This window comes from Halomonas sp. LBP4 (assembly GCF_003202205.1).
In the GTDB taxonomy this organism is placed as follows: Bacteria; Pseudomonadota; Gammaproteobacteria; order Pseudomonadales; family Halomonadaceae; genus Halomonas; species Halomonas flagellata.
Map to the genome: position 1 here is coordinate 451,009 of NZ_PDOG01000001.1, position 24,019 is coordinate 475,027.

Here is a 24,019-nt window from a genome sequence, read left to right on the forward strand (position 1 = left end):
GGGTCGGCGGGCGGGTCACCACAGGAGAGCGGTCATGGCGACACTACCCAAGCGCGCGAACGCGGTGATCATCGGCCAGGGCGGCATCGTCGGCGCCTCGGTGGCCCACCACCTGATCGAGCAGGGCTGGGAGCACCTCGTGGGACTCGACAAGTCCGCCATTCCCTCGGACATCGGCTCCACCTCCCACGCCTCCGACTTCTGCTACATGACCTCCCACGACAAGATGTCGTGCTACACCACCACCTACAGCCAGCGTTTCTACGAGCGCCTGGGCCACTATCGGCGCATCGGCGGCCTCGAGGTGGCACGAGTGGGCGACGACGCCCGCATGGAGGAGCTCAAGCGCAAGGTCGCCTCGGGCAAGGCGTTCGGTACCCGTGCCCGACTGATCGGCCCCGACGAGGTGATCGAGCGCTTTCCCCTGGTGCAACGGGAGCTGATCCAGGGCGCCCTGTGGGACCCGGACGCCGGCCTGGTGGTGCCCCGCTCCCAGCAGGTCGCCGGCGAGTTGATCGAGGCGGCGGTGGCCGCCGGGCGGCTGCAGACCTTCCCCGATACCCCGGCGCTGGACATCGACGTCCGGGACGGCCATGTGCGCGGCGTGGAGACCGCCAGGGGCTATATCGAGACCCCGGTGGTGATCGTGACCTCGGGGATCTGGGGGCCGATCCCGGCGGCCATGGGCGGCGCGGCGCTGCCGCTGATGCCGGTGGAACACCCCTTGCTGTTCTTCGGGCCCTTCGATGTCTTCGCCGGTACCGGCCAGGAGATCGGTTACCCCCTGCTGCGCGATCAGGGCAACTCGGCCTACATGCGCGACACCGGCGACCCCGCCACCACCGAGGGCGGGCAGCTCGAGTGGGGTTACTACGAGGCCGCCGCCCCTCGCCTGGTGCACCCCACCGAGATCCTCGAACGCGACCGGGCACGGCTGTCGCCGTCGATGCGCGACCTCGAGATCGACCAGGTCATGCACGCCTTTACCCGGGCGGTGGAACTCACCCCCGCGCTCGGCGAACTGGGCTGGGATGAGAAGCACTCGTTCAACGGCCTGCTGTCGGTCACCAATGACGGCGGCTCCCTGGTCGGCGAATCGCCGGAGACCCGCGGCCTGTGGTTCTGCGAGGCGGTGTGGGTCAAGGACGGCCCGGGCATGGGCAAGGTGTTCGCCGACTGGATCACCCAGGGCCGCCCGGAACTCGACCCCTTCGGCATCGACATTGCGCGCTTCTACCCCGTGCAGAAGACCCCGCACTACGTCCACGGGCGCTGTCTCGAGATCGCCCGAAAGATCTACGACCCGCCGGTGCACCCTCGCGAGCCCTTCGAAACCGGTCGCGACCTGCGGCGCAGCCCCTTCTGGCCCAGGGAGAAGGAGCTCGGCGGCTACTTCATGGAGGCGGCGGGCTGGGAGCGGGCCCACGGCTATGCGGCCAACGAGCCCCTGCTCGAGCGCTATGCCGAGCGGGTTCCCGAGCGCCTCAACGAGTGGGACGCTCGCCACTTCTGGCGGGTCTCCAACGCCGAGCACCTCGCGCTGAGCGAGGACGTGGGCATGATCAACCTCTCCCACTTCGCCATCTTCGACGTCACCGGGCCGGATGCCGAGGCACTGCTGGAGACCCTCTCGGTGGCCCGGGTGGGCGGCGAGACGCCCCTCGGCAAGGGCGTCTACACCCACTTCCTGGACGAGGCCGGCGGCGTGCATGCCGACCTGACCATCGTGCGTCTCGCCACCGATGCCTTCCGGGTGATCTGTGGCGGCGACACCGGTCATCGCGACTACGTGTGGATGAAACGCCTGGCCGAGGACAGGGGCCTGACCCGCCTGCATCTCGAGGACCGCACCGACAGCCTGGCCACCCTGGGACTGTGGGGCCCCAATGCCCGACGCACGCTGCAGGCGGTCGCCGACGACCCGCAGGCGCTGGAGAACGAGCGCTTCCCCTTCGCCACGGCCCGCGAGATCCGCGTGCGCGGACTGCCGGTGTGGGCCTTCCGCATCTCCTACGTCGGCGAACAGGGCTGGGAGCTGTACATCCCGTTCAGCTACGGGCTCAGCCTGTGGGACCTGCTCTTTGATCAAGGCGTGACACCGGTGGGCATCGAGACCTACGCCAACAGCCGGCGCCTGGAGAAGAGCCTGCGACTGCAGAACGTCGACCTGCTCACCGAGTACAACCTCGTCGAGGCAGGGCTCGCACGCCCCAGGGTCAAGCCGGCGGACTTCCATGGCAAGGCCGCCTACCTGGCACAGCGCGAGCGCGAGCGACAGCCGGCCTACCTCTGCACCCTGACCCTGCAGGACAACCGCGACGCCAGGGGGATCCCACGCTATCCGGTGGGCCAGTCCCCGATCCTCGACCCGGAGAGCGGCGAGGTGCTCGTGGACGCCCTGGGGCGCCGCTCCTACGTGACCAGCATCGCCTACGGCCCCTCCGTGGGCAGGATCATCGCCCTGGGCTATCTGCCGGTGGAGCATGCCCGGGAGGGCCACACCCTCACCCTGGAGTACTTCGGCGAGCACTACCCGCTGACCGTCGAGGCCGTCGGCTATCGCGCCCTGTATGACCCGGACAATCAGCGCCCCAGGAGCTAGGCATTGTCCGAGAACTGTCTGCGCTCGGCCATACGGCGTTAAAAATCAGCCCAAAGTACTCATTGTTCACTCCTCGCCGGGGGGCGGGGTCGCCTCGGCGTGTTGGGTCGCGGCATCCGCCACCCGGTCGCTGCGCCGCTTGCGCTCGCGGCTGGGCGAATGGCCGAAGCGGTCGTGATAGCACTTGGTGAAGTGTGGTGGCGAGATGAAACCGCACGCCAGCGCCACGTCGGTGATCGGCATATGGGTCTGTCGCAGCAGCAACCGCGCCCGCATCAGGCGCAGGTCCATGTAGTACTTCAACGGCGGGCAGTCGACGTAGCGCTGGAACAGCCGCTCCAGCTGCCGCCGCGAGAGGTCGGCGTAGCTCGCCAGTTCGTTCAGCGACAACGGCTCCTGCAGGTTCGCCTCCATGAGGGTCGCCACCTCCTCCAGCTTGGGGTGGCTGTGGCCGAGGCGCACCCGCAGCGGGTTGCGCTGGTGATCTCCCACGTCCCGGATCCGCTCGTGGATGAACTCCTCGGCGATGGCCTCGGCCAGCTCCAGGCCCTGCTGGCGGGCGATGAGGGTGAGCATCATGTCCAGGGGCGAGATGCCGCCGGAGCAGGTATAGCGGTCGCGATCCATGACGAACAGCTGCGAGGTGAAGGTCACCTCGGGAAACATCAGCGCCTCGTGGATGCTCGAGAAGTGCTCCCAGTGCAGGGTACAGCGGTAGCCATTGAGGACTCCCGCCTGGGCGAGTACATAGCTACCGGTGCAGACCGCCCCCAGGGGGGTGTGACGTGCGGCCAGCCGGCGCAGCCATCGGAGGGTGCCGCGGTCGCAATGGTGTTGTACCTCCACCCCGGCACATACCACCACGAGATCCAGCGGTGGCGCCTTCTCCATGGCGTGGTCCACCCCGGTCTGCAGGCCGCTGCTGGCACTCACCGGGGCGCCGTCCCGGCTCACCATGTGCCAGGTGTAGAGCCGGCGGTCGGTGAGGTGATTGGCCATGCGGAACGGCTCCAGGGCCGAGGAGAAGGCGAGTTGGGAGAACCCCGGTACCAGGAAGAAGCCGATCTCGTAGTGGCCGTTCTCTGGAGTGGCAGTGGGCACCATCGCGTCTTCCTCCCGGAAATGAGTCCTCACTACGTTAATTTACCGACAGTTGATCCACGGCGATAGTTGCGTGGCCCGCTGATCCACGTCATCGAGATCGCACGGTTACACCAGGCCGCCCGCACGCTTCGGCAACCGCCGCTCCCCGGCGAAAGCGCTGGTCCTGCCAGGCTGCCTGTGTCGCTGTGGCCAATTCCCTTGACGTCGGTGAGCAAATCCGGCCGCGCCCGGGCGAGAATACTGAGCGTATTGCAACGCACATGGCTCGGTTGATACGTCAGGAGGCTTGGCGATGGCAATCACCCCGCAAGAAGTCAGGCACGCGCAGCCGTCGATGCCGGACAACCTCACGATCGCTCGTGATGCGCGACTCTGGCCCATCGAGGAGATTGCCCATCGCATGGGCGTGCCCGGCGAAGCCGTGGAGCCCTACGGCCGGGGCGTGGCCAAGCTGGACCTCGCCGCCGCGGACGCCCTCGCGGGGCGCCCGCGGGCACGCTACGTGGTGGTCTCGGCGATCACGCCCACCCCGCTCGGCGAAGGCAAGACCACCACCGCCATCGGCCTCGTCCAGGGCTTGCAACAGCTCGGCCATGCCGCCACGGTCGCCCTCCGGCAGTCTTCCATGGGGCCGACGCTGGGCATCAAGGGCGGTGCTGCCGGCGGCGGCTACAGCCAGGTGGTCCCCATGGAGCGCATCAACCTGCATCTGACCGGTGACATTCATGCGGTCACCGCGGCGCATAACCTGCTCGCGGCGATGGTCGACAATCACCTCCACCATCGCCATGGTATCGACCTGGACCCCGAGAACATCCGCTGGCAGCGGGTGGTCGACATCAACGACCGTGCCCTGCGCCACATCGTCACGGGGCTGGGCCCCCGCACCGATGGCGTCACCCGCCAGAGCGGCTTCGAGATCACTGCCGCCTCCGAGGTCATGGCGGTGCTCGCCCTGGCCGACTCCCTGCAGGACCTGCGGCGTCGCCTGGGCCGCATGGTGGTGGGCTACACTCGCGTCGGCGAGCCGGTCACCGCCGAGGAGATCGGGGCGGCCGGCGCCATGACCGCCCTGCTCAAGGAGGCGATCAAGCCCAATCTGCTGCAGACCCTGGAGCACGCGCCGGCGCTCATCCATGCCGGGCCGTTCGGCAACATCGCCCACGGCAACTCCTCCATCGTCGCCGACCGGATCGGCATTCATGGCGGGGATTTCCTCGTCACCGAGGCGGGCTTCGGCGCGGACATGGGGGCCGAACGGTTCTTCAACATCAAGAGTCGCGCCTCGGGGCTGGCGCCGGACGCCGCGGTGCTGGTGGTCACGGTGCGGGCGCTGAAGTACCACTCCGGGCGTTACCGCGTGGTGGCCGGCAAGCCGCTGCCCGCCGCCATGCAGGCGGAGAGCCCCGAGGATGTGCGCGCCGGTGCCGCCAACCTGATCAAGCAGATCGACAACATCCGTGCCCACGGTGTCACACCGGTGGTGGCGATCAATGCCTTCCCGTCGGACAGCCCCGGCGAGCACGCCGTCATTCGCCACCTTGCCGACGCCGCCGGTGCCCGCGCCGTGGTCACGACCCATGTCCGCGACGGTGGCGCCGGCGCCATCGAACTGGCCAGGGCCGTCATCGATGCCGCCGATAACGGCAGCGAGTTCCGTTTCCTCTATCCGGACGACATGCCACCTGACGCCAAGATCGAGCGCATCGCCACCCGGCTCTACGGCGCCGCCGACGTCGCCTTCGCCCCCGAGGCCCGCCGCCAGCTCGAGGCCTACCAGGAGCAGGGTCATGGCGGCTTGCCGGTGTGCATCGCCAAGACCCACCTGTCGCTCTCCTCGGACCCGACGCTGCTCGGCGCGCCCACCGGCTGGACCCTGCCGGTACGCGAGGTCCGGCTCTCCGCCGGGGCCGGTTTCCTCTATGCCCTGTGCGGCGACGTCCGCACCATGCCGGGCCTGGGCGCCGACCCGGCCGCCGCCCGGCTCGACATCGACGACAACGGCGAGATCACCGGGCTCTATTGAACCCGCTGCGGGCGCCGAGCTCAGATACCCAGGCGGTCGCGGGTCGCGTAGTACCAGGCGCCCAGTGCCGAGAGCGGCACCCGCAGCAGGCGCCCGCCGGGAAACGGCAGGTGGGGAATGCCGGCGAAGGCGTCGAAGCGCTCGCCCTGGCCATGCATCACCTCGGCGATCAGCCGGCCGGCCAGGTGGGTGCAGGTGACACCGTGGCCGGAGTAGCCCTGGGCGTAGTAGACGTTGCCGTTGATCACCCCGAACTGCGGCAGGCGGTTGAGGGTCATCAGGAAGGTACCGCTCCAGGCATGGTCGACCCCGACCCCGGCCAGTCGCGGAAAGGTCCTGAGCATCTTGGGCCGGACCACCGCCTCGATGTCGGCGGCGTCGTCGCCGCCGTAGTTGACCCCGCCACCGTAGAGCAGGCGGTTGTCGGCGGTCAGCCGGTAGTAGTCGAGCAGGTAGTTGCAGTCCTCCACCGCCTTGTCGTTCGGGATCAGCTCCCGGGCCAGCTCCTCGCCCAGGGGCTCGGTGGTGATGATCTGGGTGCCGCAGGGCATCGACCTGTCCTCCAGCGCCGGCAGCACCCCCTGCAGGTAGGCATTGCCGGCCATCACCACCCGCGCCGCCCTGACCACACCCTGCGGGGTGCGCAGCCGCACCGGCTCGCCGTGGCTCACCTCGGTGACCGGCGACTGCTCGAAGACCCGCCCACCCAGCGACTCGACGGCCGCCGCCTCGCCCAGCACCAGGTTGAGCGGATGCAGGTGGCCACCGGAGTGGTCCACCAGGCCGCCCAGGTAGCGCGCCGAGTTCACCTCGCGTCTGAGCGCCTCGCCCTCCAGCAGCTCGAGCTCACGGTTGCCGTAGCGCTCCCAGAGCGCCTTGTGCTCGCGCAGCCCCTCGAGCTGCCTGGCGTTGCAGGCGGCGAAGAGGTTGCCGTCACGCAGGTCACAGGCGATACCGTACTGCTCGATGCGGCGGCGGATGATGCGGTTACCCTCGAAGGCCATGTCGCCCAGGGCACGGGCGGTCCGGGCACCGTATTTCGCCTCGATCACGTCCATGTCGCGGCTATAGCCGTTGACGATCTGGCCGCCGTTGCGCCCCGAGGCGCCGAAGCCGACCCGGGCGGCCTCCAGCACCACCACCGACAGCCCCTGCTCGGCCAGGTGCAGGGCGGACGACATGCCGGTGAAACCGGCCCCCACCACGCAGACATCGCAGTCGATCTCGCCGGCGAGCGCCGGGCGCTCGGGGGCGGGGTTGGCGGTGGCAGCATACCAGGAGGCCACGTGCTCGGTGGCCGCCGTTGCCGTCATATCGCTTTCCTCAGTAAGATTCGTTTCTCGGGCTGATCCGTCGACAGGTCTTCGAGGAGGCGCTGTGACCTCCTCTTCGACCTGCCCCCGGCGCCCCTCGTCATGTCCAACTGCGATCGCCCTGCCCTAAACCCGCAGCAGCAGATGCTCGCGCTCCCAGGAGCTGATGACCCGGAAATAGGCCTTGTGCTCGGCGCGCTTGACGGCCAGATAGCTGTGAGTGAAGCGCTCGCCGAGGATGTCGGCCAGCGCCTGGCAGTCGTGCAGGGCATCCAGCGCCGGGCCGACGTCGTCGGGCAGCGTGTTGCCGCCGGACCAGGCCGAACCGAGCATCGGCGGGCGCGGCTCGAGCTGGCCGAGCAGACCCAGGTAGCCGCAGGCGAGCGACGCGGCAATCGCCAGGTAGGGGTTGGCATCGGCGCCGGCCAGGCGGTTCTCGACGCGCGTCGCCTCGGGGGAGGAGACCGGCACGCGCAGGCCCACGGTGCGGTTGTCCAGCCCCCACTCCACGTTGATGGGGGCCGAACCGCTGGTCTCGGTACGCATCAGTCGCCGGTAGGAGTTGACGTTGGGGGCGAAGAACGGCATCGCCGCGGGCAGGTAACGCTGCAGGCCCCCGATGAAGTGGTGGAACAGCGGGCTCGGCTGGTCGCCCTCGCCGGCGAACAGGCTGTGGCCGCGCTCGAGGTCCAGCAGGCTCTGGTGGATGTGCAGCGAGCTGCCCGGCTCACCCGCCATCGGCTTGGCCATGAAGGTGGCGTACATGCCGTGGCGCAGGGCCGTCTCACGCAGGACGCGCTTGAACATCACCACCTGGTCGGCCAGGATCAGCGGATCGCCGTGCTGGAAGTTGACCTCCATCTGCCCCGCCCCCTCCTCGTGGATCAGGGTGTCGAGGTCGAGGTCCATGGCCTCGCAGTAGTCGTACATCTCCTCGAACAGCGGATCGAACTCGTTGACCGCATCGATGGAGAAGGACTGGCGGCTGCTCTCCTGGCGCCCGGTACGGCCGATGGGCGGCTCCAGCGGGTAGTCGGAGTCGGTGTTGGTCTTGACCAGGTAGAATTCCACCTCGGGAGCGATGACCGGTTTCCATCCCCGCTCGGCGTAGGCCTCCAGCACGCGCCTGAGCACGTGGCGCGGCGCAAGCTCCACCGGCTCGCCGGTGAGGTAGTGGCAGTCGTGGATGATCTGCGCGGTGGGATCGTCCGCCCAGGGCACCAGGTAGATGGCGTTGGGATCGGGCACGAGCTCCATGTCGCGCTCGGCCGGGTTCCAGAAGCGGATATCCTCGTCGTCCGGGTAGCCCCCGGTAACGGTCTGGATGAAGATCGAGTCGGGCAGCCGCGGGCGTCCGCCGCCCAGGTACTTGCCGGCGGGCATGATCTTGCCCTTGAGGATGCCGGTCTGGTCGCTGACCAGACACTCGACCTCGGTGATGCCGTGGGTCTGGAACCAATCGTTGAGGAGCGGCTGCTCCTGGCGGTTACTCATGGGATTTTCCTTGCTCGTGGGAAGGCGGTCCCCGGCGCTGCCGGGGGCCTGCCGCTCAGCGAGACTGGACCTCGGACCACAGCTGCTGGAAGGTCTGCAGGGCATCGCCCTCCAGGCTGGGGGTGAAGCGCAGGCGCGCCATGTCATCCTCGCTGGGGGTCACCGGCGGCTGGGTGAGCACCTCGTCGAGATGGGGCTCGGCGGCGGCGTTGGGGCTGGCATAGTAGTTGTAGTTGGAGAGCTGGGCGCCCACCTCGGCATCCAGGATGAAGTCGATGAACTTGTGGGCCATGTCGGGGTTGGGCGCCTCGGCCGGGATCAGCATGGCATCCACCCACATCTCGGCGCCCTCGTCGGGGATCATGAAGTCCAGGGTCTCGAAGGTCTCCGGGTCCTCGTCCTTGAAGAAGAGGTAGTCGCCGTTGTAGCTCATGCCCACATGGGTGACGCCGCGGGCCAGCTGCTGCAGGGACGGCGTGCCGTCGGTGAAGCCGCTGAAGGTGTCGCGGCCCTTGGTGTCGATGATCAGCCGGGCGGCCTCCTGCCAGGCCTCGGGGTCGGTGCAGTCGTAACCGTGGCCCAGGTAGGCGCAGGCCGCTCCCATGCTCACCTGGCCGTCGCCCATCAGGGCGAAGGGATGTTCGGGGTTGACCTCGGGATCGAACATCAAGGACCAGCTCTTGGGGGCGTCGGGGAAGGTCTCGGTGTTGTAGATGATGGCGGTGGTGCCCCACTGGTAGGGGGCACTGTACTCGGCACCGGGATCGTAGCCGGGATCCCGGAACTGCTCTCTGACGTTGTCCAGGTTCTCGAGCTTCGCCTTGTCGAGCTTCTGCACCAGGCCGGTCTCGATCAACCGCGGGATGTAGTAGTTGGACGGCACGATGATGTCGTACTGGGAGACGCCGCCGGCGTTGAGCTTGGCGAACATCTCGGGCAGCGAGTTGAAGTAGTTCTGCACCACCTCGACGTCGTAGGCCTCCTCGAAGGCCTCGATGATCCCTGGGTCCATGTATTCGGTCCAGTTGAACAGGTAGATCTTGTTCTCCTGGGCCTGGGCGCTGCCGACGAGCAGCAGCCCGCCGAGGGACAGGGCCAGGGTGGTCGTGTGCATTGTCATGATGCTCTCCTCGTTTCCCCTTGGGCAGGATGCCGGCTCAGGCCGGCCGGCGGCGGCTGAACACCAGGCTGATGATGGCGGCGATGGCCACCGCGCCGATCATCAGGGTGGCGATGGCGTTGATCTCCGGCGATACCCCCTTCTTGATGGCGCCCCAGATGTAGATGGGCAGGGTCGCGCTCTCCGGCCCGGCAGTGAAGAAGCTGATGACGAAGTCATCGATCGACAGGGTAAAGGAGAGGAAGAAGGCCGAGATCAACGCCGGCTTGATGGTCGGCAGCATGAAGTGCACTACCCGCTTGGCCGGCGTGGCGTAGAGGTCCTTGGCCGCCTCGAACAGCGTGGGGTCAAGGCCCACGAAGCGCGAGTAGATGATCAACGCCACGAAGGGGATCTGGAAGGTGACGTGGGCGATGATCATGGTGGGCAACCCCGGCTGCAGCAGGCCAGTGAGGCGATGCACCTGCACGAAGAAGGCCATCTCCGAGATGCCGAAGACGATGTCCGGCAGCACGATGGGCAGGTAGATCAGCACGATCAGCCAGCCCAGCTTGCGGTGGCGATGGCGATACATGCCGTAGCCGATCAGGCAGCCGATCACCAGCGCGATCACCGAGGAGACGATGGCCAGCACCATGCTGTTGGCGAAGGCCGAGAGGATCTCTTCGTTGCCCAGCAGGCGGTAGTACCAGCGAAGCGAGATGCCGGTGAAACTCGCCGCGCTGTTGGAGGCATTGAAGGAGAACAGCACCACCACGGCGAGCGGCAGGTAGAGGAACGCCAGAGTGAACCACCAGAAGGCGGTCAGGCCGCGACGCAGGGTACGCTTTCTCATATCACTACCTCCTCGCCACCACCCAGGCGCTTGCCGATGCGACGCATGACGAAGAGCCCCACGAAGGTGGCGAGCAGCATCAGGATCGCGCCGGCCGCCCCCAGCGGCCAGTTGGACCCACCGGCGAACTGATTGGCCACCAGGTTGCCCAGCATCATGCCCTTGCCGCCGCCCAGCAGCTCGGGGATGACGTACATGCCGAAGGCGGGGATCGCCACCAGCACGATGCCCGCCAGCAGCCCCGGCAGGGTCTGGGGGAAGACGGCGTGCCAGAAGGCCCGCACCGGCGAGGCATAAAGGTCCTGGGCGGCCTCCACCTGGGCGGTGTCGAGCTTCTCGAAGGCGGCGTAGAGCGGCAGCACCATGAACGGCAGGAAGTTGTAGACCAGGCCCAGGGTCACCGCGAAGTTGGAGGGGTAGAGCCCCATGTTGGCGCTGATCAGGCCCAGCGCCTCGGCCAGCTCCGAGAGCGGGGTGCCGGGTGCCAGCAGGTTCATCCAGCCGAAGGTGCGGATCACCTGGTTGGTCCAGCTGGGCACCACCACCAGCAGCAGCAGGATGGGCCGCCACTTCTCGCGGCAGGTGGTGATGTAGTAGGCGATGGGATAGGCCACCAGCACCACCAGCCCCGTGGAGACGAGGGTCTGCCACAGCGAGCGCAGCAAGGTATAGAGGTTGCCCGGGCTCCAGCCCAGAAAGCCGAAGCCCGCCAGGCGCTTGAAGGACTCCAGCGACAGCGGCATCTCGGGCAGGCCGTAGGGACCATTGGTCATGAAGGCCACGCCCATCAGGTAGGCGCTGGGCAGCACCAGGAAGACCAGGATCCAGGTCGCCCCGGGGGCCACGGTGAACAGCAGGTGACGGCTCTCGCGCACCATGCCGCGGCTACGGGCAGAGGGGATCACGCCGGCATAGGACATGGTCGCTACCTCACTCGCTCAGGGTGACCAGGTCTCCCGGCGCCACCGTCACGGTGACCCGGTCGCCCCTCTCGGGCAGCTGCCGACCTCGGTTGTTGACCGTGGCCTGCAGGGTCGTCTCGCCGACCTCCAGACGATACTCGGCATGACTGCCGCGGTAGAGCCGTTCGGCCACGGTGGCAGGCAGGTGGTTGTCGCCCGCCACCTCGCCGGGCAGCAGGTCGAGGGTCTCGGGGCGGATCAGTAACAGCCCGCCCTTCCCCGGCTGCTCGGCGGTCAGCTCGCCCAGCGGCGTGCTGAGCCGGCTGCCCGAGCGGGCGGTGACCGGATAGAGGTTGTCGTGGCCCATGAAACGGGCGACGAAGGCATTGACCGGGTGCTCGTAGACCTCCCGGGGCGGCCCCACCTGCTGGATCACCCCGCCGTTGAGCACGGCGATGCGATCCGACATCACCATCGCCTCCTGCTGGTCGTGAGTGACGAAGACGAAGGTCATGCCCAGGCGCTTCTGGACCCGCAGCAGTTCCACCTGCAGCTGGCTGCGCAGGCCGGCGTCCAGGGCCGACAACGGCTCGTCGAGGAGCAGGACATCGGGCTCGTTGACCAGCGCCCGGGCCAGGGCGATGCGCTGGCGCTGGCCACCGGAGAGCTGGTCGACGCGGCGGTCCACCAGGTCGCCGAGCTGGATGAACTCGGCGATCTTCGCCACCCGGGCCTCGCGCTCCTCGGGGGGCATGCCGCGCATCTTCAGGCCGAAGGCGAGGTTCTCTCGCACCGAGAGGTGCGGGAAGAGCGCATAGGACTGGAAGACGGTGTTGACGCTGCGCCGGTGGGGCGGCACCTCGGTGACGTCGCGGCCGCCGATGGCCAGGCGCCCGTCGTCGGCCTCCTCGAGGCCGGCGAGGATGCGCAACAGGGTGGTCTTGCCGCAGCCGGAGGGCCCCAGCAGGGTGAAGAACTCGCCGGCCCGGATGGTCAGGTCCACCCCGTCCAGGGCCACGGTGTCGCGCCCGAAGCGCTTGTGCAGCCTCTGCATCTCGATGGAGGAGGCCTCGCGGGCCGACTCGACGGTGGCGGATCGCACCATCCGGGTGTCGGCGACATCCGCGGTCAGGGTGTCGGTCATGGGCTTGCCCTCTCTTGTTATTGCCGGCTCTTCACAGCCGATCGCGTAACTTGTAGAAGGTCGTGGCCAGCAGCAGCAGCGGCGTGCGCAGCCGCTCCCCGCCGGGGAAACGGCGGTGCGGCATGGCGGCGAAGACGTCGAAGCGCTCGCTCTGCCCGGCCACGGACTCGGCCATCAGCTTGCCGGCCAGGCCCGCCAGCGCCATGCCGTGGCCGGAGTAGCCCTGGGCATAGTAGAGATTGTCGCCCACGCGGCCGAAGTCCGGCGCCCGGTTGAGGGTGATGGCCACCTCGCCGCCCCAGCGGTAGTCGATGTGCATACCGCGCAGCACCGGGAAGAGGCTGGCGATCTTGGCGTCCATGCGTGCCTGCAGCCCCCGCGGCTCGCGGCCGGTGTAGCTCACCTCGCCGCCGTAGATCAACCGCCGGTCGGCGGAGAGGCGATAGTAGTCGAGCACGAAGTTGGCGTCGGACAGGGCATCGTTGCGCGGCAGCACCTGGGCGGCCTGCGTGGCCGACAACGGTTCGGTGGCGATGAGGTAGTTGGCGGCGCGCATGATGCGTCCCGAGAGCTCGGGGACGAGGCCGCCCTGGAAGGCGTTGGTGCCCATCACCACGAAGTCGGCGGTCACGCGCCCGGCGGGCGTGGCGACGACGGCCGGCTTGCCGCGACGGAGCTCGACCGCGGGGCTGCCGGTGTGGAGGACCGCACCGGCCTCGCGGGCGGCCCGGGCCAGGCCCAGGGTGTAGTTGAGCGGGTGCAGGTGGCCGCCCTCGCTCTCGAAGAGGGCGCCCGGGTAGGCATCGGTGACCACATGCTCGCGCAGGGCGTCACCCTCGAGCCAGGAGAGCGCCTGGTAACCGTAATCCCGGGCCAGGCGATCGCGGAAGGCCAGCAGCTCACGGACATGGCGCGGCCTGACCGCGGCGTGCAGGTAGCCCCAGGCGAGTTCGCAGGGGATGGCATGGCGGTCGATCAGCTCGGCGGTCAGCCGCACCGCCTCGCGGCTCATCTCCCAGATCGCCCGGGTGCGCTCGAGGCCCAGCGCCCGCTCCACGGTGGCGAGGTCGGTGCCGAGCCCCGGCAGGATCTGCCCGCCGCTGCGGCCGGAGGCGCCATGGCCGATCTCGGCGGCCTCCAGCAGCACCACCGAGTAGCCGCGCTCGGCCAGGTGGAGCGCCGCCGAGCAACCGGTGACGCCGCCGCCGATCACGCAGACATCGGCGCGCACCTCGCCCGCCAGCGACGGGCAGTCGCCGGGCTGGATGGCCACCTCGGGGTCAATGGAGTCGCGGTACCAGGAGGCGGCCCGCGGGGACATGAGGGGCGTGAAAGGGACCTGTGCCGTCATGCGCGCAGCGCTCGTTGTTATTCGTGATGCCGTCAGTTTGACACCAGGCGCCCCCGAGATGTCAAGTATTCAATAACAACAACATCCCACAACGGGTGCTCACCCGCACCGAAAAGTCGCCACACCGCGCGCCATGGAGGCTTATATAAGGGGAATCTGGCCCTATCGAGGTGGCCGAAAGCGAGGCAGCGCCGGCGGCCATGGCGTCAAGAATAGTTCATCAACGGCATCACCCGAACTCAGCCACAGACCGGGCAGGCCGGGTCCTTCGGCACCCGGAAATGGCGCCACTGGCCGGTGAGGCCGTCGAAGGTGGAAAGCCCACCCTGGGGCGTGCCGGCCCCGCTCAGCAACTTGATCGCCTCGAGCGCCTGGAAGCAGCCGATCAGCCCGACCAGCGGCGCCACCACACCATTCTCGGCACAGCGTAGCTCCTCGTCGCCCTCCTCGCCCGGCGGGTAGAGGCAGGCGTAGCAGGGACATTCGGGATCCCGGGGATCGAACACCGCCAGCTGGCCGGAGAAACGGATCGCCGCCCCCGAGACCAGCGGCACCCCGGCGGCCCGGCAGGCGGCGTTGATGGCATAGCGGCTGGAGAAGCGGTCGGTGCAGTCGAGCACCACGTCGGCGGCGGCCACCATGCTCGCCAGGGCCGCCCCCTCGAGGTGCTCGGTCACCGCCTCGATCCGGCAGCCGGGATTGAGCGCGCATGCCGCCTCGCGGGCCGACTCGGCCTTGTTGCGGCCGATGTCGACCTGGCCGTGGGCGATCTGGCGCTGCAGGTTGGAGAGTTCGACCGCATCGGCGTCGGCCAGGGTCAGCCGGCCCACCCCGGCGGCGGCGAGGTAGAGGGCCACCGGCGAGCCCAGCCCGCCGGCGCCGATCACCAGGGCGTGGCCGGCGAGCAGCCGCTCCTGGCCGGCGATGTCGATCTGCTCGAGCATGATCTGGCGGCTGTAGCGCAGCAGGTCGTCGTCATTCATGGTCGCGGGGGCTCCGTCGGGCAGGGCGGATCACTTGTCCTCGAACTCCTCGATGTCGGGCACATGCAGCGAGAAGTCCTCCTTGACCTCCTCCATCACCACATAGCTCTTGGACTCCTTGACCCCGGGCAGGGTCAACACCACGTCGCCGAGCAGCTGGCGATAGGCGGACATCTCGGGGATGCGGCACTTGAGGATGTAGTCGAACTGCCCCGAGACCAGGTGGCACTCCTGGATCTGCGGCAGCTTGGCCACGGCGCGGCGGAACTCGTCGAACACCGCCGGTGACTGGGTCTCGAGGCTGATCTCCACGAACACCAGCAGGTTGGCCTTGAGCGCCCGGGGGTCGAGAAGGGCCTTGTAGCCGCGGATGATCCCTGCTCGCTCGAGGCGTTTGACACGCTCCAGGCAGGGCGTGGTGGAGAGGCCCACCTGGGACGCCAGGTCGACATAGGAGATACGGGCGTTCTCCTGCAGGCAGCGCAGGATCTTGAGGTCGATGCGGTCGAGCGAGCGGGTCTTGGCTTTCATTGTCGTATGGGCAGGCCGGTCAAGGGTGGCTGGACACGCCGCCATGGCAGACGAATCGACTGAAAATCACCATGCCGGTAGCGACTCTCTGGTGTTCGGTCACGCAATCACGGCAGCATCTGGAATTTTTTCCTGCCACCAGATGTACCACAGGGGGCCGCGCGGCTCCAGTGCCGCACCGTCAACGCCGGGCATGGAGATACCGGCCCAGGCCGACCCGCTCACGGCCGGCCAGGTCGCACAGGCTCGCCACCTCGCCATAGCCCGAGGCGACGAGGGCGCAGCGCACCGCCGCGGCCTGCTCGCAGCCGTGTTCCAGCAGCAGCCAGCCGCCAGGCCGGAGGTGGCCCCGCGCCTCGCGCACCAGGTGATGGAGGTCGGCCATGCCCTCCCCCGCCGCCACCAGCGCGCTGCGTGGCTCGAAGCGCACATCGCCCGAGACCAGGTGTGGGTCGTCGGCGGCGACATAGGGCGGATTGGCGACGATCAGCTCGAACGCCTCGCCGGCAAGCGCCGCGAACCAGTCGCTCTGGCGGAACTCGGCATTGTCGAGGCCGTGCCGTTCGGCATTGCGCCGGGCCAGCGCCACCGCGGCCGGCTCCCGGTCGACGCCGAGCACCCGCCAGCCCGGACGCTCGCTGGCAAACGCCAGGGCGATGGCCCCGGTGCCGGCACCGAGGTCGAGCAGCCGCCCCCGCGGCGCCTCGGCCCGGGCCAGGGCCGCCTCGACCAGGACCTCGGTGTCCGGACGTGGAATCAGGGTGCTGGGGTCGGTGGCAAGCACCAGCCCCCAGAACTCCCGCTCGCCGGTCAGGTAGGCCACCGGCCGACCGGCGGCGCGGGCCGCGAGCAGCGCCTCGAAGCGGGCACGCTCGTGGCCCGGCGCCTCGCGGTCGCCCCAGGTATAGAGCCAGGTGCGATCGACCCCCAGCACGTGACACAGCAGCACCTCGGCATCGAGGCGCGCACTGGGCGAACCGGCCCGGTCCAGGCGCGCCGTCGCCCGCGCCAGCAGGGCATCCAGGCGCATCACGCCTCCTGCTGCAGGGCGGCGAGCTGCTCGGCCTGGTATTCATGGATCAGCGGCTCGATCACCTCGTCGAGCTGTTCGCCGCTGATCACCTCGCCGAGCTTGTAGAGGGTGAGGTTGATGCGGTGGTCGGTGATCCGCCCCTGGGGGAAGTTGTAGGTGCGGATGCGCTCGCTGCGATCGCCCGACCCGACCAGCGAGCGGCGGGCATCGGCCTGCTCCTGGCGACGGCTCTCCACGGCCGTCTGCCGGAGCCGCGCGGCGAGCAACGACATCGCCTTGGCGCGGTTCTTGTGCTGGCTGCGCTCCTCCTGGCACTCGACCACCACCCCGCTGGGCAGGTGGGTGATGCGGATCGCCGAGTCGGTGGTGTTGACGTGCTGGCCACCGGCACCACTGGACCGGAAGGTATCCACCCGCAGATCACCGGAGTTGATGTCGATGTCGCCCACCTCGTCGGCCTCGGGCATCACCGCCACGGTGCAGGCCGACGTATGGATGCGCCCCTGGGACTCGGTGGCCGGCACCCGCTGCACGCGGTGGGCGCCGGACTCGAACTTGAGCCGGGCATAGACCCCCTCGCCCTTCACCCGCGAGATGATCTCCTTGTAGCCGCCCTGCTCGCCATGGCTGGCGCTGACCACCTCGACCTTCCAGCCGCGTTTCTCGGCATAGCGGGAGTACATGCGGAAGAGGTCGCCGGCGAAGAGCGCGGCCTCGTCGCCACCGGTGCCGGCGCGCACCTCGAGAAACACGTTGCGCCGGTCATCGGGGTCCTTGGGCACCAGCAGCTGCTTGAGCCGCACCTCCATGGCCTCGAGACGCTCGCGCCCCTCGGCCAGCTCCATTTCGGCCAGCTCGCGCATCTCGGCATCGCTGTCGCCGGTGAGCTGCTCGGCCGAGGCGATATCGGCCTCGATGGCGCGGAACTCGCGCCAGGCCTCGACGAGCCCCTCGAGCTCGGCATACTCGCGGGAATAGTCACGGAAACGGGCCTGCTCGGCGATCACCTCGGGCTCCGCCAGCAGGGCGGCGAGCTCCTCGAAGCGCTCGGCGAAGGCGTCGAGGCGCTGACGCAGGGAAGCTTTCATTGGCAGTCCTATGGGGTCTTGTCGGATGAGCCGTCGAGCAGCAATGCCGTGGCGGCATCGAGCAGGTCGTGACGCTCGGCGGAGGCCGCCTCGCGCAGCGCCACGGTGGGACGATGCAGCAGGCGATTGGTCAACTGGTGGGCGAGGCGGCGCACCACCGTCTCGGGGTCCTCGCCGCGGGCCAGCCCGGCCAGCGCCTGCTGTTCGGAGAGGTCGCGCAGCGCCTCGGCCCGGGCGCGGTAGTCGCGGATCAGCTCGCCACCGCTGCGGATCCGCCGTTCGTGCTGCCAGGCACCCACGCCATGCTCGATCAGCGACTCGGCCTGGTCGGCGGCCACCTGACGGTGGCGACGATTCTCCTCGATCACCTCCTGTAGGTCATCGACGGTATAGAGGAAGACATCGCCAAGCTCGCCCACCTCGGGTTCGATGTCCCGGGGCACGGCGATGTCGACCATGAAGATCGGCCGGTGGCGGCGCTTCTTCAGCGCCCGCTCCACCATGCCCTTGCCGAGGATCGGCAGCGGCGCGGCGGTGGAGGAGATGACGATATCGGACCGCTCCAGCGCCGCGGGGATCTCGTCCAGGGTGATCGCCTGCCCGCCCAGGGCACCAGCCAGGCGCTCGGCGCGCTCGCGGGTGCGGTTGGCCACGGTGAGCTGGCGCACCCCGGCTTCATGGAGGTGGCGTGCCACCAGCTCGATGGTCTCGCCGGCACCGATCAGCAACGCCCGGGAGCGGGAGAAGTCGTCGAAGATGCGGCTCGCCAGGCTGACCGCGGCATAGGCCACGGAGACCGGGTTGCGGCCAATACCGGTCTCGGTACGCACCTGCTTGGCCACGGCGAAGGTGTGCTGGAAGAGCCGCTCGAGCTCACCGCCCAGCCCCTTGGCCTGGCGGGCGCTCTGGTAGGCATCCTTGAGCTGGCCCAGAATCTGCGGCTCGCCGAGCACCATGGAATCGAGCCCCACCGCCACTCGCATCAGGTGGCGGGCGGCGTCATCGTCGAGGTAGTGATAGGCACAGCGCGAGAGGTCCTCCACCCGGAGGCCATGGAAACGGCCCAGCCAGTCGAGAATCGCCTGTTCGCCGCTGGCACCGGTAACGCAGTAGAGCTCGGTGCGGTTGCAGGTGGACAGCACCGCCGCCTCGCGCACCTCGGGCAGGCCACGCAACTCATCGAGCGCCGACTCCAGCTGGGTGGGCGTGAAGGCGACCTGTTCGCGCACCTCCACGGTCGCGGTCCGGTGATTGATTCCAAGGGCAAGCAGCGTCATGCGTTCGGCGTCTTCACTAGTTCATCCGGCGGTGCGGGTCCACCCCCCCATCATCGAGGCGCCCAATTCTATCACAGCCCGAGCCGCCCGAGCGCCATGACCGGAGCGGTGACCTTTGCCCCGGGCAGCCAAGCCGTTATGCTGGCAGCTCGGCATCCTGAACGAGACTCGCATGCCCCCCGCACTCGACACTTTCCCCCGTTGTGCTCGAACCTGCCTGGCACCGCTGGCACTGGCGGCGCTGGTCGCCGGCTGCCAGGTCCTGCCGGCCGGTCCGCCCGGTCCGGCCAGCGAGCTGGACGACGACCCGCTGGCCGGCGCGCCCCCCGTCGAGCGCGGACTGGATGCCCGGGGCCTCTCCGGCCTGCTGACCGCCGAGCTCGCCGGCCAGCGCGGCGACTACCGGCGCGCCACCCTCGGCTACCTGGAGGGTGCCGAGCGCTACGGCTCGGTGGCACTGGTGGAGCGCGCCGCCCTCGCCGCCCGCTTCAGCAACGACCCCCAACTGCTCACCGACACCGCCGAGCTGTGGCGCACCCTGGCCCCCGACTCCGAGGCCCCGACCCGCCTGCTCGCCAGCTTGGCCCTGCAGCGCGGCGACTGGCCGGAGGCCCTGGCCCAGCGACTGCAGGTGGTCGCGCGGGGCGGCCAGGGCGAACTGGTCGCCTTTGTCGAGCTGGCCCTGGGCGAGGGTGCCGACCCGGCCCCGCTGCTGGAGCTGATGCGACGCCACCTGGCACGCCCGGGGGCCGACGAACACCCCCAGCACCATGATGCCGAGCTGGCCACCGCCCTGCTGGAGGTCGCCGTCGGCGACACCACCTCGGCCCAGCGCCGCCTCGACCGGCTAGCCGATCGTTCGCCGGAGCTACCGGCACTCTGGCTGGCCAAGACCCGGCTGGCCCAGGAGGCCGGCAACCACACCCTGGCCCGGGAGGCGGCCCGGCGCGGCCTGACCATCTCTCCCGGCGATCCTCGCTTCATCCTGATGCTGGCCCAGAGCGAGCTGCGGTTGGGCAACATCGGCGCCGCCGAGGCGCAGACCGACGCCCTGCTCGAATCCCGGGCCGACAATCAGGAGCTGCGCCTGGCACTGGCCCGGCTCTACCTGGAGGAGAACCATCCCGAACCGGCCCGGCGCCTGCTGTTGCCGCTGATCGGCGAGGACGACACCCCGGCGCAGGCCTTCTACCTGCTCGGCGCCATCGCCCAGGCCGAAGACGAGATCGACAACGCCCTCCTCTATTACCGCCAGGTGCCGCCGGGCGACGAGTTCCTGCCGGCACGCCTGAGCGCTGCCAGCATGCTGATCGAGGACGACCGCCTGCCCGACGCCCGCGCCTTCCTGCGCATCGAGCGCCTGCGCCACGAAACCTATTTCGCCGACCTGGTGTCGCTGGAAGTGGAACTGCTGGAGCGCGCCGGGCGCCCCGACGATGCCGACGCCCTGCTCGACCGGGAACTGGAGCGCACCCCCAACGACGAGGAACTGCTCTACCTGCGTGCCATGCGCGCCTGGGAGGACGGCGACCTCGAGGCCATGGAGCGTGACCTGGGCCGCATCATCGAGCGCAATCCCGACCATGCCACCGCCCTCAACGCCCTGGGCTACACCCTGGCCGACCTCGATATCGAAGGGCGCCTGGAGGAAGCCCGGGAGATGATCGAGCGGGCTCACGAGCTCGAACCGAACAACCCCGCCGTCATGGACAGCCTGGGGTGGGTCCATTTCCGCCTCGGCGACCCCGAGCGCGCCCTGCCGTGGCTCGAACGGGCCTACGGCGCCATGCCCGACCAGGAGGTCGCCGCCCACCTCGCCGAGGTGCTCTGGGAGCTGGATCGACGCGACGCGGCCCGCGCCCTGGTGCGCGAGGCCGTGGAGCGCTACGACGAACGCCCGGTGCTCGATGCGCTGCTCGAGCGCATCCCCGAGCTGGCCCCCGACCGGAGCCGGTGACCGACGGCGGCCCCCACGACGAGAGATGCCATGCCCACTGCCACCCCGCTGCGACGACTGACTCCCCTGTTGATCCTGGCCCTGCTGGCCGGCTGCGCCGGACGCGCCCCGGCCCCGGACGGCGACCGCGCCGCCGGCCAGTGGGAGGCCCAGACCACGCGACTCGAGCGCCTCGACACCTGGGTACTGGCCGGCAAGGCCGGCCTGCGCACCCCCGAGGAGTCGACCAGCGCCAACCTCGATTGGAGTCAACACCCCCACTACTACCGGCTGCTGATCAGCGGCCCCTTCGGCAGCGGTCGCAGTACCCTGGAGGGTCGCGAGGGGCGCTTCTCGCTGACCACCTCGGAGGGCCGCTTCGAGGCCCAGACGCCGGAAGCGCTGATGGAGCAACAGCTGGGCTGGTCGCTGCCGGTGAGCGCGCTTTCCGACTGGATCCGCGGCCTGCCATCGGAGACCAGCGCGCACCAGCTGGAGCGCGACGACCTCGGCTTCCCGCTGCGCCTGCGCCAGGACGGCTGGCAGATCGACTATCGCGACTGGATACTCGTCGAGGGGCTGTGGCTGCCACGCCGCCTGGTCATGGAGATCGACGAGCTGCGGGTGACGCTGGTGGTGACCGACTGGCGCCCGGTCGTCGACGATGCCTGAGCCGGCCCCCCTCACGCTGCCGGCACCGGCCAAGCTCAACCGGCTGCTGCTGATCACCGGCCGGCGGCCCGATGGCTACCATGAGCTGCAGACCCTGTTCCAGTTCCTCGACCATGGCGACACCCTGCACCTCGCGCCGCGCGATGACGGCGAGATTCGCCTGACGCCGGCACTCCCCGGCGTCGCTCCCGAGGCGAACCTGATCCTGCGTGCCGCGCGGGCCCTGCAGGCGGAGACCGGCTGCCGGCTCGGCGCCGAGATCCACCTGATGAAGCGCCTGCCCCTGGGCGGCGGCCTGGGTGGCGGCAGCTCCAACGCCGCCACCGCCCTGCTCGGCCTCGACCGACTCTGGGGCCTCGACCTCGACCTCGAGCGCCTGGCGACACTGGGCCTGGGGCTGGGGGCCGACGTGCCGGTCTTCGTGCACGGCCGGGCCGCCTGGGCCGAGGGCATCGGCGAGCGCCTCACCCCGGTCGAACTCGACGCCCCCTGGTTCGTGGTGGTCCATCCCGGCGTGGCGGTCTCCACCCCGGCGGTGTTCGGAGCGGCACAATTGACACGCGACACCCCCCCGATTACCATGGCGCGCGCACTGCAGGGGGGAGCGTCGAGCTGGCGCAACGACTGCGAGGCCACGGTGAGGGAGCTCTATCCGGAGGTGGCACGGGCACTCGACTGGCTGTCGAGCCGCGCCCCGACCATGCTGACCGGTACCGGTGCCTGCGTGTTCGCTCGCCTCGACAGCGAGGCCGAGGCGGATCGTCTCCGGGAAGACGCGAGCCGGCACTGGCAGACCTTCAAGGCACGCGGCCTCAGCCGCTCTCCTCTCCATGTCGTGCTGGGTCGATGAGTGCGGCACCGGCTCACAGGCATGACCCCCAGAGATCCCCAACACTGCAAAGGTGGCTGCGCGTGTCAAAATTGATGGTTTTCGCCGGGAACGCCAATCCCGAACTCGCCCAGAAGATTGCCGAGAGTCTGGACACCCGCATGGGCAACGCCACGGTGGGCCAGTTCAGCGACGGCGAGATCGCGGTCGAGATCAACGAGAACGTGCGCGGCAAGGATGTCTTCGTCCTGCAGTCCACCTGTGCACCGACCAATGACAACCTGCTGGAACTGATCCTGATGGTCGACGCCCTGCGCCGGGCCTCCGCCTCACGGATCACGGCGGTGGTACCCTACTTCGGTTACGCCCGCCAGGATCGTCGCGTGCGCTCCGCCCGGGTGCCGATCTCCGCCAAGATCGTCGCCGACATGATGGTCAAGGCCGGGGTCGACCGGGTCATGACCATGGACCTGCATGCCGACCAGATCCAGGGCTTCTTCGACGTGCCGGTAGACAACGTCTACGGCTCGCCGATCCTGCTCGACGACATCGAGCGCCAGAACTACGAGGACCTGGTGGTGGTCTCCCCCGACGTAGGCGGCGTGGTGCGCGCCCGCGCCATCGCCAAGCAGCTCAATGCCGACCTCGCCATCATCGACAAGCGCCGCCCCCAGGCCAACCAGGCCCAGGTGATGCACATCATCGGCGAGATCGACAACCGCACCTGCGTGGTGGTGGATGACATGATCGACACCGCCGGCACCCTGTGCAAGGCCGGCGAAGCCCTCAAGGGTCACGGCGCGCGCCGCGTGGTGGCCTACGCCACCCACCCCATCCTCTCCGGCCCCGCGGTCGACAACATCACCGGTTCGGTGCTCGACGAGGTGGTCGTCACCGATACCATTCCGCTGTCCGACGTCGCTCGTCGCAGCGGCAAGATCCGCCAGCTCAGCGTGGCCGGGCTGATCGCCGAAGCGATCCGCCGGGTCAGCAACGAGGAATCCGTCAGCGCCATGTTCCACTAGGGAACCAGGCGCCGGAGTAGCGCCCTTCGGGGCTTTCGGGAACGCTGCGGTCAGGTCGCGGGCCGCAGCGCTTCCCTTACATCAAGCAAGAGGCAAACCCATGTCCGATTTTACCCTCAACGCCAGCGTTCGTAACGACCTGGGGAAAGGTGCGAGCCGCCGCCTGCGTCGTGCGAACCTCCAGGTGCCGGCCATCATCTATGGTGGCGAGCAGGCTCCCCAGCCGATCTCCGTCGAGAAGGCCCCCTTCTACAAGGCGATCGAGGACGAGTCCTTCTTCTCCTCGGTGATCAACCTGGTGGTGGACGGCAAGAGCGAGCAGGTCGTCGTCCGTGACCTGCAACGCCACCCCTTCAAGCCGCTGGTCACCCACGCCGACTTCCTGCGCATCGACGCCACCCACGAGATCACCATCAACGTGCCACTGCACGTGGTGGGCGAAGAGACGTGTGTCGGCATCAAGGACCAGGGCGGCGAGCTGCACGTGCTCTCCAACGAGGTCCAGATCAGCTGCCTGCCCAAGGACCTGCCCGACTTCCTGGAAGTCGACATCGCCACGGTCGAGATGGGCACCACCCTGCACCTCTCCGACCTCCAGCTGCCGGCCGGTGTCACCCTGGTCGACCTGACTCACGGCGAGGAGCACGACAACGCCGTGCTGAGCGTGACCAAGGCCAAGGTCCGCGGCGAGGAAGCCGGCGAAGGCGCCGAGGGTGAAGGCGAAGAAGGCGAAGGCAGCGCCGAGTAATCGCGC

At 69.0% G+C, this 24,019-nt stretch carries 20 protein-coding genes; 7 read left to right on the forward strand and 13 right to left on the reverse strand.

Features of this window, described 5'->3' with window-relative positions; genetic code table 11:
* Nucleotides 1–34 precede the first annotated feature (34 nt).
* Complete coding sequence (locus CR157_RS02145) at nucleotides 35–2,602, forward strand: GcvT family protein (protein ID WP_110281892.1); 2,568 nt, start codon at nucleotides 35–37, stop codon at nucleotides 2,600–2,602.
* A 66-nt stretch (nucleotides 2,603–2,668) separates the two neighbouring features.
* On the opposite strand, the gene CR157_RS02150 is transcribed toward CR157_RS02145, so the two are convergent.
* Complete coding sequence (locus CR157_RS02150) at nucleotides 2,669–3,706, reverse strand: GlxA family transcriptional regulator (RefSeq protein WP_110281893.1); 1,038 nt, start codon at nucleotides 3,704–3,706, stop codon at nucleotides 2,669–2,671.
* Nucleotides 3,707–3,998: 292 nt separating this feature from the next.
* On the opposite strand from CR157_RS02150, the gene CR157_RS02155 reads away from it, so the two are divergent.
* Entirely contained in the window at nucleotides 3,999–5,732 is a 1,734-nt protein-coding gene (locus CR157_RS02155) for a formate--tetrahydrofolate ligase (RefSeq protein ID WP_258364039.1), read from the forward strand.
* Nucleotides 5,733–5,752: 20 nt separating this feature from the next.
* On the opposite strand, the gene CR157_RS02160 is transcribed toward CR157_RS02155, so the two are convergent.
* The 12 genes from CR157_RS02160 to hemA all read right to left on the reverse strand — a co-directional run bounded on the left by CR157_RS02160 (nucleotide 5,753) and on the right by hemA (nucleotide 18,803).
* Nucleotides 5,753–7,045 (reverse strand): NAD(P)/FAD-dependent oxidoreductase, encoded by a 1,293-nt coding sequence (locus CR157_RS02160; RefSeq protein WP_110281894.1) that lies wholly within the window; start codon nucleotides 7,043–7,045, stop codon nucleotides 5,753–5,755.
* A gap of 126 nt (nucleotides 7,046–7,171) precedes the next feature.
* Nucleotides 7,172–8,539, reverse strand: a complete 1,368-nt coding sequence (locus tag CR157_RS02165) for a glutamine synthetase family protein (RefSeq protein WP_110281895.1) — start codon at nucleotides 8,537–8,539, stop codon at nucleotides 7,172–7,174.
* Nucleotides 8,540–8,594: 55 nt separating this feature from the next.
* A complete protein-coding gene (locus CR157_RS02170) occupies nucleotides 8,595–9,659 on the reverse strand; it encodes an ABC transporter substrate-binding protein (protein ID WP_110281896.1) in 1,065 nt (354 codons plus the stop codon).
* A gap of 37 nt (nucleotides 9,660–9,696) precedes the next feature.
* Entirely contained in the window at nucleotides 9,697–10,494 is a 798-nt protein-coding gene (locus CR157_RS02175; RefSeq protein ID WP_110281897.1) for an ABC transporter permease, read from the reverse strand.
* Nucleotides 10,491–11,414 (reverse strand): ABC transporter permease, encoded by a 924-nt coding sequence (locus CR157_RS02180; RefSeq protein ID WP_110281898.1) that lies wholly within the window; start codon nucleotides 11,412–11,414, stop codon nucleotides 10,491–10,493. The genes CR157_RS02175 and CR157_RS02180 overlap by 4 nt, the downstream gene beginning before the upstream one ends.
* A 10-nt stretch (nucleotides 11,415–11,424) precedes the next feature.
* Complete coding sequence (locus CR157_RS02185) at nucleotides 11,425–12,540, reverse strand: ABC transporter ATP-binding protein (protein WP_110281899.1); 1,116 nt, start codon at nucleotides 12,538–12,540, stop codon at nucleotides 11,425–11,427.
* Nucleotides 12,541–12,571: 31 nt separating this feature from the next.
* Nucleotides 12,572–13,891 (reverse strand): NAD(P)/FAD-dependent oxidoreductase, encoded by a 1,320-nt coding sequence (locus CR157_RS02190; RefSeq protein WP_258364040.1) that lies wholly within the window; start codon nucleotides 13,889–13,891, stop codon nucleotides 12,572–12,574.
* Nucleotides 13,892–14,130: 239 nt separating this feature from the next.
* Nucleotides 14,131–14,874, reverse strand: coding sequence for a HesA/MoeB/ThiF family protein (locus CR157_RS02195; protein WP_110281900.1), 744 nt, complete (start codon nucleotides 14,872–14,874; stop codon nucleotides 14,131–14,133).
* 30 nt (nucleotides 14,875–14,904) lie between these two features.
* Nucleotides 14,905–15,405, reverse strand: coding sequence for an Lrp/AsnC ligand binding domain-containing protein (locus tag CR157_RS02200; RefSeq protein ID WP_110281901.1), 501 nt, complete (start codon nucleotides 15,403–15,405; stop codon nucleotides 14,905–14,907).
* Nucleotides 15,406–15,586: 181 nt separating this feature from the next.
* Nucleotides 15,587–16,435, reverse strand: a complete 849-nt coding sequence (prmC, locus tag CR157_RS02205) for a peptide chain release factor N(5)-glutamine methyltransferase (protein ID WP_110281902.1) — start codon at nucleotides 16,433–16,435, stop codon at nucleotides 15,587–15,589.
* Nucleotides 16,435–17,526 (reverse strand): peptide chain release factor 1, encoded by a 1,092-nt coding sequence (prfA, locus tag CR157_RS02210; protein ID WP_110281903.1) that lies wholly within the window; start codon nucleotides 17,524–17,526, stop codon nucleotides 16,435–16,437. Before prfA ends, prmC begins: the two co-directional genes overlap by 1 nt.
* Before the next feature lie 8 nt (nucleotides 17,527–17,534).
* Nucleotides 17,535–18,803 (reverse strand): glutamyl-tRNA reductase, encoded by a 1,269-nt coding sequence (hemA, locus tag CR157_RS02215; protein ID WP_110281904.1) that lies wholly within the window; start codon nucleotides 18,801–18,803, stop codon nucleotides 17,535–17,537.
* Nucleotides 18,804–18,975: 172 nt separating this feature from the next.
* Between hemA and CR157_RS02220 the strand changes: the two genes are divergently transcribed.
* The 5 genes from CR157_RS02220 to CR157_RS02240 all read left to right on the forward strand — a co-directional run bounded on the left by CR157_RS02220 (nucleotide 18,976) and on the right by CR157_RS02240 (nucleotide 24,013).
* Nucleotides 18,976–20,760, forward strand: coding sequence for a tetratricopeptide repeat protein (locus CR157_RS02220; RefSeq protein ID WP_110281905.1), 1,785 nt, complete (start codon nucleotides 18,976–18,978; stop codon nucleotides 20,758–20,760).
* A 30-nt stretch (nucleotides 20,761–20,790) separates the two neighbouring features.
* Nucleotides 20,791–21,411, forward strand: a complete 621-nt coding sequence (gene lolB, locus CR157_RS02225) for a lipoprotein insertase outer membrane protein LolB (RefSeq protein ID WP_110281906.1) — start codon at nucleotides 20,791–20,793, stop codon at nucleotides 21,409–21,411.
* Nucleotides 21,404–22,261: a 4-(cytidine 5'-diphospho)-2-C-methyl-D-erythritol kinase gene (gene ispE, locus CR157_RS02230; protein ID WP_110281907.1), complete on the forward strand. Its 858-nt coding sequence runs from the start codon at nucleotides 21,404–21,406 to the stop codon at nucleotides 22,259–22,261. Before lolB ends, ispE begins: the two co-directional genes overlap by 8 nt.
* A gap of 62 nt (nucleotides 22,262–22,323) precedes the next feature.
* Nucleotides 22,324–23,265 (forward strand): ribose-phosphate pyrophosphokinase, encoded by a 942-nt coding sequence (locus tag CR157_RS02235; protein ID WP_181421936.1) that lies wholly within the window; start codon nucleotides 22,324–22,326, stop codon nucleotides 23,263–23,265.
* Nucleotides 23,266–23,365: 100 nt separating this feature from the next.
* On the forward strand, nucleotides 23,366–24,013 hold the full coding sequence (locus CR157_RS02240) for a 50S ribosomal protein L25/general stress protein Ctc (protein WP_110281909.1): 648 nt from the start codon (nucleotides 23,366–23,368) through the stop codon (nucleotides 24,011–24,013).
* Nucleotides 24,014–24,019: the final 6 nt, after the last annotated feature.